We start from the raw sequence: 12,602 nt of genomic DNA on the forward strand, positions 1-12,602 counted from the left end.
CCTACGAGGTGGTGGATGTGCTGTTCATCCGCCCCGACGTCGCCGCTGTCAAGGCGCATGCCCAGTACCTGACGCTCGACGGCCACCCCATCGGGAACCCGGGTACTCCGCTCTACGTCATGGCGAAGGAAGACGGGCAATGGCGCCTGGTCGCTTGCCAGAACACGGAGATACTCGGCGCGTGACCTGACAACAGCCGTGTGAGTCAGGCGAGTTGCTCGCTGAACTCGCCGCCCCGTGGGAGGCCGCGCGGCAGTCCGCACTTCGCGAAGCCCGAGGTGGGGAACTGTCAGTGGGCGCGGCGGATACGGATCGGGCCGCGGGCCTTTGTCGGCTCGACGGGGCGGCCGGACTGGGTGATTTCCACCTCGCCGGCCGTGACCAGGCGCCGGGCCGCGCGGCGGGCCGGTTCCATGAGCGCGCGCCAGCCGTCGTCGTCCCCTTCATACACCGCTCGCGCGGCGTCGGACGGGCAGATCGTCGAGGTCGGACCACGCCGCTCCAGGAGGTCCAGAATGGCTCGCTCCAAGCGCCGGCCTGTCTGCCCTTCGGTGTCCGTCACTGCGCCAGTGTCGCACCGGCGGTGACGAATACCAGGACATCAGCCGCCGACCGGATGTGCCGACGGTGCCTGCTCTCCGCTGGATGGACCAAGCGACCGATTTGATCGTCCTACCGCCGGGTAGCAGGGCGACATGGTCACCGACAGCGCCGCCTCCACGAGCGGCTACACGCAGCCCGCCATCGACGTCCCGGCTCTTGCCGAGCTGCTCGACGGCGAATACGCCGAGGTCCGCAGTCTCGTCCGCGCCAATTTGACGACGTACGCAGGCGTACTGGACGAAGCGGAGCAGCTCGGCTTCGACGAGTTCCGCGAGCGCGTGCGTGAGCTCGTCGTCGAGATGGCGGCAACCGGTCAGACCGGCATGGGATTCCCGAAGGCGTACGGCGGGGGCGGTGACGTCGGCGCATCGATCGCCGCGTTCGAGACGCTCGCCTTCGGAGATCTGTCGGTGCTTGTGAAGGTCGGCGTGCAGTTCGGACTCTTCGGTGGCGCCATCCTGCACCTGGGCACGGAACGTCACCACGAGGCCTACCTGCCGCGCCTGATCACCGGGGAGCTGATGGGCTGCTTCGCGATGACCGAGACCGGACACGGCTCCAATGTCCAGGCGCTCGGCACCGTGGCCCGCTATGACGCCGACAGCCAGGAGTTCGTCATCACCACCGGCGGAGACCAGGCGCGCAAGGACTACATCGGCAACGCTGCCCGGCACGGCGAGCTGGCGGTCGTCTTCGCCCAGCTGGAGGTGGGCGAGGAGCACCAAGGGGTGCACGCGTTCGTCGTGCCGATCCGCGTCGACGGTGCAATCGCCCCCGGCGTCCGGATCGAGGACGACGGGCGCAAGATGGGCCTCAACGGCGTGGACAACGGGCGGATCTGGTTCGACGGCGTACGCGTGCCGCGCGAGGCGCTGCTCAACCGGTTCGCCGACGTCACTCCCGAGGGCGTCTACCAGAGCCCGATCGACAACCCCGACCGCCGCTTCTTCACCATGCTCGGCACCCTGGTGCAGGGGCGGGTCAGCGTCGGCGGCGGCGCCATCAACGCCAGCAAGGTCGCCCTGGCCATCGCCACCAAGTACGCGGATCGCCGGAGGCAGTTCAAGGCCGCCTCGGACACCGATGAGCAGGTGCTCCTCGACTACGGCATGCACCAGCGCCGCCTGCTCCCGCTCGTCGCGCGCACCTACGCGCTGCACTTCGCCCAGGACGTCGTACGCACGCAACTGCACGAGGTCTTCTCGGGGACCACGGACGACGAGCAGGCACGGCGTGAGCTGGAAGCACGGGCCGCAGGCACCAAGGCACTCGGCACCTGGCACGCCACGCGCACGATTCAGGAGTGCCGCGAGGCGTGCGGGGGCGCCGGCTATCTGGCCGTCAACCGGTTCGCCGCGCTGAAGGCCGACAGCGACGTCTTCGCGACGTTCGAGGGCGACAACCACGTGCTGCTCCAGCTGGTGGCGAAGGGCCTGCTCACCCACTACGCAAGCGAGTTCGAGAGCATGGACCAGCTCGGCATGGTCCGGTACGTCACGAACCTCGCCGTCGAGACGGTCATCGAGAAGACCTCGGCCCACAAACTGCTCGAGCGAGTACGTGACTTGCTGCCCGGCGGCGATGAGTGGGATCAGGAAGCAGGCCTCCTCGATTCGGAGTATCAGCTCGCCATGCTCCGCTTCCGCGAGGAGCACATGCTCGCCGGTGTGGCGCGCCGCCTCAAGCGTGGGATGGACCAGAAGGCCCATCCCGGCGTCGTCTTCTCACAGGTGCAGGATCACGTCATCGCGGTGGCCCACGCACATGTCGAGCGGCTGGTGCTCGAGGCGTTCGTCGACAAGATGCGCCGGCTCCCCGACGGCGACAACAAGGTCGCACTAGGGCTCCTGTGCGACCTCTTCGCCCTTTCCACGATCGAGGCGGACCGCGCCTGGTTCATGGAGCACGGCCGGCTGACGGTACAGCGTTCCAAGGCGATCCGCCGTGAGGTGAACGACCTGTGCCGCAAGATCCGGCCGATCGCCGCCGACCTCGTCGATGCCTGGAACATCCCGCCCCAGATGCTGCGCTCACCCGATCTGGTGGGCTGAGCATCCCCGTCCGGTGCGTGAAAAGGCAGGCCGATACGACGTGCCCAGGTCCTAGGTCTCAGGTCCCTGGCACAGGACTGCCCATGGTCGTGCTTGCGGCCGATGCCGGTCCCGGTGGGCGAAGGCCAGGATGCAGGTGAACCTCGACGACAAGGAGCGCACGATGTCGTACCCGGACCACCTGCCGTACCCCGAGCCCCGCCACCACGGAGACAGAGGCGAGGTGAACGCATCCTTCCGCACCGCCGACACCCCGCCGGACCTCACTTCATCCGGCGGTGGCGCCACCCACTACCTCGCCACGCACGAATCGACCGGCGGCGAGTTCGGCCTCTACAAGGTGGACCTGGCAGCACGGTCCGCCGGCGCCAAGACCCACTTCCACAAGGCCATGTCGGAGTCCTTCTACGTCCTCTCCGGGGAGCTGGAGCTCTTCAACGGCGAGAAGTGGGTGACCGGCCGCGCCGGTGATTTCCTGTACGTACCGGTCGGCGGCCTGCACGCCTTCAAGAACGTGACGGCCGAGCCCACGTCGATGCTCATGCTCTTCTCCCCCGGCGCCCCGCGCGAGGAGTACTTCGAAAAGGTCGCCGAGATGTCCCAGCGCGGCAGCGAGGAACTCAAGGAGTTCCGCGTGCGGCACGACAGCTACTTCGAGGAGGACTTCGGGCCGGAGGCGGTGTAGTGGACTGCCCCCGACTGCTTGAGTGCGGCCCGCGAGTTCGCGACTCTGGGGCAACGCGATGGGACACGAACGGTCCCATGCTGAAAAGGAGTGCAGAGAAGCCATGAACACCGACCGGCTGCCCCTCTTCTGCGGCACCGCCCTGGCCGAGCGCATCGAGCGGGTCGAGGCACAGCTCATCGCCAAGGGCAGCGAGGCCGCCCGCGGACGCAGGGCGGACACGGCGGGCTTCGTGATCCCTCTCGCCGGCGGCGTGGCGAGTTTCGCCGAAGAGGGATCACCGCTCAACAAAGTTGTGGGCCTCGGCTTCGGCGGCGTGCCGAGCGCGGCCGCTCTCGACGAGGTCGAAAGGGCCTTCAGGGCCTGCGGCTCCCCCGTGCAGATCGAGCTCGCCCACCTTGCCGATCCCGCGATCGGTGCCCTGCTGACCGAACGCGGCTATCGGCTCGCATCGTTCGAGAACGTGCTCGGCCAGACCCTCGGGGGCGGGCGCGAGTGCGTCACGCCCACCGGGGTCGAGGTCCGGCCGAGCGACGACGACGAGTTCGAGCCTTGGCTCGACGTCGTGGCAGAGGGCTTCGCCCACCCTGATGCACAAGGGGTGCCCTCGCACGAAGAGTTTCCGCGCGAGGTGATCGCCAGGGCCGTGCGCGATCTCACGGCGGCGGCCGGCGTCATGCGGTGTGTCGCGCTGCGCGACGGGGTCATCGCCGGCGGCGCCAGCTTCCGCATGGCAGAGGGCGTCGCACAGCTCACCGGCGCGGCGACCGCGCCGGCGCACCGGCGCCGGGGTGTCCAGACCGCGCTGCTCTCGGCCCGGCTCGCCCACGCGGCAGCGGCCGGCTGCGACGTTGCCGTCATCACCACGCAGCCGGGATCCAAGTCCCAGGAGAACGCCCAGCGTCAGGGCTTCGATCTGCTTTATGCCCGCGCCATCCTGGTGAAGCAGCCCTGAGTCCGCCGCACGAGGAGAGGCGCAATTCCCGAGAGTTGTTCATCAGGTAAGCCATGCCGGTGGCCTGAACCGCACCCCGTCGTACCGGTTGGCGGACCCGCCGAATCTCACAGTCTGCGGGAGACATCCTGCGCCGCTTGCTGCACGGCCGGCGCGAAGCTGCTGAGCTGTTCCTCCGTCACGAGGAAAGTGAGGGCGGAGACCGAGACCGCCCCGACCGGGGTTCCATCCGCGTCGAGCACGGGGGCGGCGACCGAGCAGATGGAGTCGTCCGACTCCTCGTAGTCGGTGGCGTAGCCGTCGGCGCGGATGCGGGCCAGCTCCTCGGCCAGGGCCGCGCGGTCGGTGTGGGTGCGGGGTGTGCGGGCGGGCAGCCCGGTGCGGTCCAGGATGGCGTCCGCCTCGCTCTGCGGCAGGTGTGCGAGCAGCGCCTTGCCCGCGGCCGTGGTGTGCAGCGGCAGCGGGGTGCCGACGTCGCTGGCGATGCGGTAGGCGTGGCCCGGGTCGACCTTGTGCGTGTACGTGGCGTAGTCGCCGCTGAGCACGGCCAAGTGAACCGTCTGGCCGAGCCGTTGCTGGAGGGCGCGCAGCACCGCGTCGATGCCGACGGCGTCGTCCGCGAGCACCAGGGCGGACAGGGCCCGGAGTTGGTTGCCGCTGCCGTAGCGGCCCTCGCCGTCGGCCGCCGCGTACCCCTCCTCGATCAGGATGGCGAGGACCCGGTGAGTGGTGGCCTTGGGCACCCCCGAGTGCTCGGCGATCTCGCCGAGGCGGTGCGGTCCGTCCGGGCGAGCCAGCGCGTGCAGGACCCGCAGCGCCTTGGCGACGGAATTAACGGGCTTGCTGCCATCCATTGACCCTCCGAGAACACGCGGGCTATGTTGCCAATCGGTCCGCAAAACGGAACGTCATTCTACTCTACGGAACGCTCGTCTGTCCTTCGGCCGTGACGCACCCCTGGGTCGCCTCTCGCGCCGGACGCTCCACGCACCTATCTCATGCTCGGGAAAGGCGGCCGTCCATGGCTGAACACGGGGCAACAGCCCCGCACCGACAACGATTCGATCTCGTGGTGTCGGGCGGGCTCCTGGCCGACCCGCTGCGCGAGGCCCCCGAGCCGGGTGACATCGCCGTACGCGACGGTCGCATCGCGGAGATCGCCGCACCCGGCACCCTCTTCGGCGATGAACAGCTCGACGCCTCCGGCCTGCTCGTCACGCCGGGCCTGATCGACCTCCACACCCACGTCTACGCTCCCCGCACCTACCTCGGCGCCCCCGCCGACACGATCGGGGTCCGCCAGGGCGTCACCACCGTGGTGGACGCGGGCAGTTGCGGCAGCGACGACTTCTCCGACTTCACGGACAACGTTGTCCGCCCCGCCGCCACCCGGGTGCTGAGCTGGCTGAACATCTCCCGCCACGGCCTGGTGCACGGGCCCAGGGAGCTTTCGCACGGACCCGGCGACGTGGTCGAGGCGGCCACCGAGAAGGCGCTGCGCGACCACCCGGATCAGATCCGCGGGATCAAGGTCCGGATGAGCTCGTCGGTCCTCGGCGACAGCGGGCTCGCCCCGTTGCGGTCCGCCAAGCGGGTCGCCGAGCGGGTGGGCCGACCGGTCATGGTCCATGTGGGCAACGAACCACCGGTGCTCGGCGACGTCCTCGACCTGCTCGGCGCGGGTGATGTGGTCACGCACGCCTTCCACGGCAAGCCGGGCGGTCTCTTCGGCAGTGAGCGCCAGGCACGTGCGGCCGTCGCACGCGGCGTCCGTCTCGACATCGGGCACGGCAGCGCGAGCCTGTGCTTCGCCACCGCGGAACGGGCGCTGGCCGCCGGATTCACCCCGTACACGATCAGTACGGATCTGCACGCGCGCAGCATTGACGGACCGGTGCACTCGCTGGCCACCACCCTGAACAAACTGCTCGCCCTGGGGATGACGCCGCATCAAGTGATTCGCTGCGCCACCCTGCATGCCGCTGAAGTGCTGGGCCTGGGCGTGGACTTGGGCACCCTGCGCCCAGGTTCCGTGGCGGATCTGACCTTGCTGCGGCGAGAGCAGGGGCCGGTGACACTGACCGACGCCGAGGGCGCCACGCGGACCGGCGACACCCACCTGGAACCGGTCGCGGCCGTCCGTGCGGGCCGCATCCACCCGGTGAAAACCGGATCCGCTTGAACCACCGGCACCGGCCGGCCCCTCGACCGGGCCCGCCTGCGCCCGCACCACCGACCGGAACCACCGAGAGGCCCGTGAATTGAGCACCCCCCTGATCGAGCGCCTCGCAGAGGCGGTACGGGACACCGGCCGTCCCGTCACCGACGAGGACCGTGCCGAACTGGAAGCGTTCCTCCCGCTCACCCACCTCTACGCGCAGTCCAGCGGCATCACCTTCGACGACATCCGCGCGCTCGCCCTGGCCGTGCACGCGCTGGCGTTCGTCCGCAGGGTCCGCACCGCCGAGCACCTGGACGCACTCGACCCCCAGCTTGCCGCCGAGGTGGCTCCCGGACGCATGGCGGCCGTACGTCATCTCATCGACAGCTACTGCACCCCCAGGGAATTCGCCGCGCGCGAGACCGAAGTCCTGCTGCTCGCCCTGCACTTCGAGGCGGCGGCACAGCTCCAGCACGACACCGACCAGTAGGTATGACCGACACAGCCATGACCGATACACGCATGACCGACACACCAGGGAGCACCGCCATGACAGTGAAGATCGTGATCGGACACCGGCTCGGCAAGGGAAACGCGGTCGCCGACGGAGTACGTGCCGCGGGCGGCGAGCCCTTCGTCATCCCCGGGCCCGGAGCCGACATGAAGGTGGGCGATGTGATGGCCGCCGAGGGGGCCGACCTCGGCATCTCCTTCTGCGGCAGCGGCGGCGCGGGGGCCGTGACCGCCAAGGCCAAGTACGGGCACGACATCGAGTTCGGCATGCGGTCGGCGCAAGCCGGCGTGACCGCCGTCGAACAGGGCCGCACCGTCCTCGGCTTCGGCTTCCTCGACAGCGAGGAACTGGGCTTCAAGGTCACCGAGGCCCTCCTGAAGAAGCTGGGGAGGACAGCGTGAAGCAGTCCCGCCACACACTCCGCCTCACCGGCTCGGGGCCCACCCGCGAGAAGGCCTTCGCCACCGCCATCGGCCAGGTCCAGTCCACCGTCGGCAAGCGCACGGACGGGGTCTGCTTCCGGGTGGAACCGCTGGAGCTTGAGGTCGTGTCCGCCGCCGAACACCGTTGGACCGAGCGGTTCCTGGGGCTGCTCTTCCCACGCACCCGCCAACGCTTCGAGATCACCCTGCGCGTCGAGGTGCAGGTGGCCTCCCTCGACCTGGATGCCGTCGACTTCACGGTGCGCGAGGAGCGGCTCTCACCGCTCCAGCACGCCCTGCACATGAGGTGACCCGATGAATGAGACCCTCACCGTCCTGCTGCAGTCCCTCGTCATCGGCGGCCTCATCGGCTTCGGCGCGAGCGCGGGCGTGGCCCGGATGTTCCACGCGCCCAAGGTCCAGGGCATGGGTGCCTTCCGCACCCTCGGCGAGCTGAACGCCTGCCAGAACGACCCCGTCGCGCACTTCTCCTTCGGCCTAGGCTTCCTCTTCAACGCCTGGTCGAGCACCGTCGGCACCGGAGCGCTGACCGGAGACGTCGACCACCGCATCGTGCCGCACTGGACGGCCTCGGTCGCGATGATCAAGAACCGCAACCTCGACCAGACCCTGCACAACCCCCGGCGGATGGCCCTCACCGGCACCGTCGTCGGCATGGTCCTCATCGCGCTGCTCAACACGACGGCGGCCTCGATCCCGCACTCCCTGCAGGACGTCGCCGCCAAGGTCCTTGGGCCGGCCTCGGAATGGCTGATCAACCCCGTGATGCCCATCATCTTCTGGATGGCCGCTGTCGACGCGGGCCGCCGTACCGGAGCCTGGGGCACCGTCCTTGGCGGGCTCGGTCACCTGGTGATGGGCAACGCGGTCCCGGGCATCGTGCTCGGCATCGTCATCGGCAAGGGAGTCGACGACCTGGGCTGGACCAAGGTCACCAAATCTCTCGCGGGGGCGGTCATCATCCTGTTCGCCGCCAGCACGGTTCTGCGCGGCGCCGACATCACGCTGCTCCAACAGCTGAAGGTCGACATCCCGCACTGGCTCCTGCAGTTCCACGACGCGACCGGCACCAAGCCCCAGTGAGGCAGGCAGCGACATGACCGACACATCGACCGCCGCCGCGGGCGACATACCCGCGCACGGCTCCGACACCACGAAGCAGGAAAAGTCCGGCTTCCTGACCAAGGTGCCGGGAGAAGGCAGCTTCTGGCTCTCCGAGTGGGCCTTCCCCGTCTTCGTCGCCTGCCTGGCCGCCGGGATCTTCACCGGCACACACCTCTACTACGTCTACCACACAGGCATCTTCAACGAAGTCGCCGTCGTCGCCATGCTCAAGGCCGGTATGGAGGGCGGCAGTTACAGCGCTGCCGCAGCCTTCGGCGCGGGGTTCCTGTTCGCCCGGATCATCGAGGGCCCCATGGTCGGCATCCTCGACATCGGCGGTTCCCTCCAGACCGGCGTCGGCATCGGCATCCCCGCGATGCTGCTGTCCGCCGGGTTCACCGCGCCCCTGGAGCACTTCTGGCTGGCGATCCCCGTCGGCGCCCTGCTCGGTGCCCTGATCGGCGTCGCCATTCTCGCCATCCGCCGCGCCACCGTGAACTCCACGGGCGGCACCTCCACGTTCGGCGCCGACGTGATGATGGGCGCGGGCAACTCCGCGGGCCGCTATCTGGGCCCGCTCGTCATCATCTCCGCCGCCACCGCGTCCCTGCCCGTCGGTCTCGGCTCGACCGTCGGCGCCGCGCTCTTCTACAAGTGGCGCAAGCCCCTCACGGGCGGCGCCATCATCGGCGCGATGGCTGCCGGGTTCTTCTTCCCCATCCCCGGCAAGTGATCGCCCCCGCCCGCTCACGAACCGACCCTCTCGCCACCACAGTTCAAGGAATCAGTGTGCACACTCTCCACCAGGATCTAGGCGTCCCCCCGGCGATCAACGCCAGCGGCAAGATGACCGCACTCGGCGGCAGCGTGCTCAGCGAAGCCGTCATCACCGCGATGAGCGAGGGCGCCCGGCACCACGTCGTCATGGCCGACCTGCTCACCGCCACCGGACAGGAGATCGCTCGGGCCACGGGCACCGAGGACGGCTGTCCCACCACCGGCGCCGCTTCCGGCATCGCCATCGCCGTGGCGGCGCTCGTCGCCGGTACGGACCTATCCCGCATCGAGGCCCTGCCCGACCCGGGTGACGCGCCGTGCGAGGTGATCCTGCCGCGCGGCCACTCGGTCCACTTCGGCGCCCCGATACGGCAGTTGATCGCGCTCGGTGGCGGCCGACCCGTCGAGGTCGGCTCGGCGAACAAGGTCACCAAGGAACATCTCTCCGGCGCCGTCGGCCCCCGTACGGCGGCCCTGTTGTACGTCCAGTCGCACCACGCCGTACAGAAAGGCATGGTCTCTCTCGCCCAGACCATCGAGGTCGGCAAGGAGCACGGCATCCCGGTGATCATCGACGCGGCCGCCGAGGAGGATCTGCGGCACTGGCCCGCCACGGGGGCTGATCTCGTCGTCTACAGCGGCGGCAAGGCCGTCGGCGGGCCCACCTCCGGAATGATCTGCGGCAGCGCCCGGCACATGGAGGCCTGCCGCGCGCAGTACGGGGGCATCGCCCGCCCGATGAAGGTCGGCAAGGAGACCCTCTTCGGCCTCGTCCGCGCCCTGCGCGACTACGGCGCCGACTCCCCCGGCGGCCACCGCGGCCGCATGGAGAAGCTGGCCGCGCGCCTGGCCCCGCTGCCCGGCATCACGACACGGGTCGTCAGCGACGAGGCAGGCCGGGACATCCACCGCACCGAACTCACCGTCGACCCGGCGGCAGCCGGCCGTGACGCCGCGCACCTGGTCGACGAACTGGCCGCGCTCGGCGTGTACTTGCGCGATCACCACGCCTCTACGGGCCGCCTGTACATCGATCCGCGCCCACTGAACCCTGACGAGGAGACGCAACTGGTGCGCCACCTGACCACGCTGCTCGAGGGACACGACGGACTCGATGGACTCGATGGACTCGATGGAGGAGACCTGTGACCGTCGCCGAACGCCGCCTGGTCGTCACCGAGGAAGCCGGGCTGCACGCCCGACCGGCCGCAGCCTTCGCCCAGGCCGCGGCCCGCAGCACGGCCGAGGTCACCGTCGCCCGCGAGGACGGCCACGAAGTGCCCGCCCGCAGCGTGCTCTCGCTCATGACCCTCAACATCCGCTGCGGCGATGCCATCGTGCTGCGCGCACGCGGCGCCGACGCCGAATCCACCCTCGACGCCCTCGCACGCATAGCGGACCCCGCATGAGCGGCGCCCCGTCGCCCGATGCGACCTCCCCGAGCCAGGCCGTCACCCGCACCATCGACCGTCTGCGCCTGGCCCGCATCACCCCGACCGTGCGCGCCGCGGACGCCGACACAGCAGACGAACTGGCGCGCACTCTCCTCGCGTGCGGCATCACCGTCTTCGAGTTCACCGCCACCACGCCCGGCTGGGAGAAGCTGGTGGAGACCTGGTCCCGGGAGGCCCCGCAGGCGACCGTCGGCCTCGGCACCGTCACCTCGCCCGAGATCGCGCAGCGGGCCCTGGCGGCAGGGGCTCACTTCCTCGTCAGCCCGTTCCAGGTGCCGGAGGTCCGCCCGGTCGCGGACGCGGCCGACCGACTCCTGGTGGAGGGCGGCCTCACCCCCAGCGAGCTGCGCGTCGCCGCCCGGCGAGGCGTCGCCAAGTTCTTTCCCGCACACATCGGTGGCATCGCCTATCTGAAGTCGGTGATGTCCGTCCTGCCGGGCGCCCGCATCATGGCCACCGGCGGGGTCACCCTCGACAACGCGGGTGAGTGGCTGGCCGCGGGGGCCTTCACCGTGAGCATCGGCAGCGATCTGACCAAGGGGGATGTGGACGCGAACGTACGACGGCTGCGGGCACAGCTCGGCTGAGAGGGCACGAGGGGGGCGGGGTTCACCCACGCTGGTGGCACACTCCTCTCACACCCCCTACACACCCTTTGACCTGATTCGGAATCCGTGACTACGGTCCCCGCTGCGACAGGTGCTCACTTCGACTGACTGGAGCGGAATCCCGTGTCACCCACCGGCGCGTCGGCGTCGTATGTCCTCAGCAGCGACGTCACCGACCAGGCGATGTCAGCCCCGAGTTGGCTGCGGGACAACGTCGATACCCTCATAGGCATCCCGCTGCGCATCGTGCTCATCATCGTGGGAATGATGATCGTCCGGGGACTGGCCAAGAAGGCCATCACTCGCGTCGTGCAGCGCATACTCCAGCCACCGGAGGAGCAGAGCGAACCTCGCCGCACCAGCCGCGGCCCGGCCGTGCTGCAGCGCGATCGTAGTCGGGCCAACGAACGTCGTGAGCAGCGCGCTCGCACCATCGGCTCGGTGCTCAGCAGCATTGTCACCGTAGTTGTCGGCGTCATGGCACTGGCCATGGTCCTCGACCAGATCGGCATCGCCCTTGGTCCCCTGCTGGCAAGCGCCGGTGTGGTGGGCCTTGCCATCGGCTTCGGTGCGCAGAACCTCGTCGCGGACTACCTGTCCGGCATGCTCATCATGCTCGAAGACCAGTACGGCGTCGGCGACTCCGTGGACCTTGGGGAAGCCATCGGCGAAGTGGAGCACGTCGGTCTGCGCCTGACCCAGATCCGTGATCTCAACGGCGGCCTGTGGCACATCCGTAACGGTGAGATCCTGCGGGTGCGCAACGACAGCCAGGAGTGGGCCCGCGCCGTCCTGGACGTCTCGGTGGCGTACGACTCCCATCTCGACACTGTCTACAGCGTGTTGGAGGAGACGGGTCGCGACATGCGTCAGGATCCGCAGTTCGACGGGGTTCTGCTGGAGGACCCGTCGGTCTGGGGAGTGCAGTCCCTGGACGCGGACGGTGTCATGATCCGCGTGGCCGTCAAGACCGTTCCCCTCAAGCAGTGGGCAGTCACCCGCGAGTTGCGCCGTCGCGTCAAGGAAGCGCTGGATGCGGCGGGCGTCGAGATCCCCTTCCCGCAGCGCACTGTGTGGATGCGTACGGACAACGACTTCACCGTCAGCACCGGCAGCAAGGCCGCAGCATCGAACTGACCATTGCCCGGAAGCCGGCACAGGAATTTCACCCACTGCGCCGGCTTCCGGTTCCGTCGGGGACCCCGCCGCCCCCTTCCCCCTCAGTGACCGCCACTCCAGGAGAGACC

The 12,602-nt window shown here is 69.3% G+C and carries 16 protein-coding genes; 14 read left to right on the forward strand and 2 right to left on the reverse strand.

Annotated elements, in window-relative coordinates; all coding sequences use genetic code 11:
* The coding region (locus ACFQ7F_RS17455; protein WP_383271214.1) for an SgcJ/EcaC family oxidoreductase at positions 1 to 185 on the forward strand (185 nt) is incomplete at its 5' end.
* Positions 186 to 289: 104 nt separating this feature from the next.
* Here the strand turns inward: ACFQ7F_RS17455 and ACFQ7F_RS17460 are convergent.
* Positions 290 to 562 (reverse strand): DUF3253 domain-containing protein, encoded by a 273-nt coding sequence (locus ACFQ7F_RS17460; protein WP_383271215.1) that lies wholly within the window; start codon positions 560 to 562, stop codon positions 290 to 292.
* 133 nt (positions 563 to 695) lie between these two features.
* On the opposite strand from ACFQ7F_RS17460, the gene ACFQ7F_RS17465 reads away from it, so the two are divergent.
* From ACFQ7F_RS17465 to ACFQ7F_RS17475, 3 genes are all read left to right on the forward strand, one after another.
* A complete protein-coding gene (locus ACFQ7F_RS17465; protein WP_383271216.1) occupies positions 696 to 2,654 on the forward strand; it encodes an acyl-CoA dehydrogenase family protein in 1,959 nt (652 codons plus the stop codon).
* 163 nt (positions 2,655 to 2,817) lie between these two features.
* Positions 2,818 to 3,339 carry a cupin domain-containing protein gene (locus ACFQ7F_RS17470; protein WP_383271270.1) on the forward strand — a complete coding sequence of 174 codons (522 nt, stop codon included), beginning with the start codon at positions 2,818 to 2,820 and terminating at the stop codon, positions 3,337 to 3,339.
* A 103-nt stretch (positions 3,340 to 3,442) separates the two neighbouring features.
* A complete protein-coding gene (locus ACFQ7F_RS17475) occupies positions 3,443 to 4,294 on the forward strand; it encodes a GNAT family N-acetyltransferase (protein ID WP_383271217.1) in 852 nt (283 codons plus the stop codon).
* 107 nt (positions 4,295 to 4,401) lie between these two features.
* Here ACFQ7F_RS17475 and ACFQ7F_RS17480 read toward each other — a convergent pair whose 3' ends face one another.
* Positions 4,402 to 5,148 (reverse strand): IclR family transcriptional regulator, encoded by a 747-nt coding sequence (locus ACFQ7F_RS17480; protein ID WP_383271218.1) that lies wholly within the window; start codon positions 5,146 to 5,148, stop codon positions 4,402 to 4,404.
* 167 nt (positions 5,149 to 5,315) lie between these two features.
* Between ACFQ7F_RS17480 and ACFQ7F_RS17485 the strand changes: the two genes are divergently transcribed.
* The 10 genes from ACFQ7F_RS17485 to ACFQ7F_RS17530 all read left to right on the forward strand — a co-directional run bounded on the left by ACFQ7F_RS17485 (position 5,316) and on the right by ACFQ7F_RS17530 (position 12,492).
* Positions 5,316 to 6,476: an amidohydrolase/deacetylase family metallohydrolase gene (locus ACFQ7F_RS17485; RefSeq protein ID WP_383271219.1), complete on the forward strand. Its 1,161-nt coding sequence runs from the start codon at positions 5,316 to 5,318 to the stop codon at positions 6,474 to 6,476.
* Positions 6,477 to 6,555: 79 nt separating this feature from the next.
* Positions 6,556 to 6,945, forward strand: a complete 390-nt coding sequence (locus ACFQ7F_RS17490; RefSeq protein ID WP_383271220.1) for a hypothetical protein — start codon at positions 6,556 to 6,558, stop codon at positions 6,943 to 6,945.
* A gap of 59 nt (positions 6,946 to 7,004) precedes the next feature.
* Complete coding sequence (locus ACFQ7F_RS17495; protein ID WP_383271221.1) at positions 7,005 to 7,370, forward strand: SFCGS family glycine-rich protein; 366 nt, start codon at positions 7,005 to 7,007, stop codon at positions 7,368 to 7,370.
* Positions 7,367 to 7,702 (forward strand): DUF4312 family protein, encoded by a 336-nt coding sequence (locus ACFQ7F_RS17500; RefSeq protein ID WP_383271222.1) that lies wholly within the window; start codon positions 7,367 to 7,369, stop codon positions 7,700 to 7,702. Before ACFQ7F_RS17495 ends, ACFQ7F_RS17500 begins: the two co-directional genes overlap by 4 nt.
* A gap of 4 nt (positions 7,703 to 7,706) precedes the next feature.
* Entirely contained in the window at positions 7,707 to 8,495 is a 789-nt protein-coding gene (locus ACFQ7F_RS17505; RefSeq protein WP_383271223.1) for a DUF4311 domain-containing protein, read from the forward strand.
* Between the two features lie 13 nt (positions 8,496 to 8,508).
* Entirely contained in the window at positions 8,509 to 9,249 is a 741-nt protein-coding gene (locus tag ACFQ7F_RS17510; protein ID WP_383271224.1) for a DUF4310 family protein, read from the forward strand.
* 56 nt (positions 9,250 to 9,305) lie between these two features.
* Entirely contained in the window at positions 9,306 to 10,442 is a 1,137-nt protein-coding gene (locus tag ACFQ7F_RS17515; RefSeq protein WP_383271225.1) for a DgaE family pyridoxal phosphate-dependent ammonia lyase, read from the forward strand.
* A complete protein-coding gene (locus ACFQ7F_RS17520) occupies positions 10,439 to 10,702 on the forward strand; it encodes an HPr family phosphocarrier protein (protein ID WP_383271226.1) in 264 nt (87 codons plus the stop codon). Before ACFQ7F_RS17515 ends, ACFQ7F_RS17520 begins: the two co-directional genes overlap by 4 nt.
* Entirely contained in the window at positions 10,699 to 11,334 is a 636-nt protein-coding gene (locus tag ACFQ7F_RS17525) for a bifunctional 4-hydroxy-2-oxoglutarate aldolase/2-dehydro-3-deoxy-phosphogluconate aldolase (RefSeq protein ID WP_383271227.1), read from the forward strand. Before ACFQ7F_RS17520 ends, ACFQ7F_RS17525 begins: the two co-directional genes overlap by 4 nt.
* Positions 11,335 to 11,478: 144 nt before the next feature.
* Positions 11,479 to 12,492 carry a mechanosensitive ion channel family protein gene (locus tag ACFQ7F_RS17530; RefSeq protein ID WP_383271228.1) on the forward strand — a complete coding sequence of 338 codons (1,014 nt, stop codon included), beginning with the start codon at positions 11,479 to 11,481 and terminating at the stop codon, positions 12,490 to 12,492.
* Positions 12,493 to 12,602 lie beyond the last annotated feature (110 nt).

It is taken from the genome of Streptomyces sp. NPDC056486, from assembly GCF_042795295.1.
Taxonomy (GTDB): Bacteria; Actinomycetota; Actinomycetes; order Streptomycetales; family Streptomycetaceae; genus Streptomyces.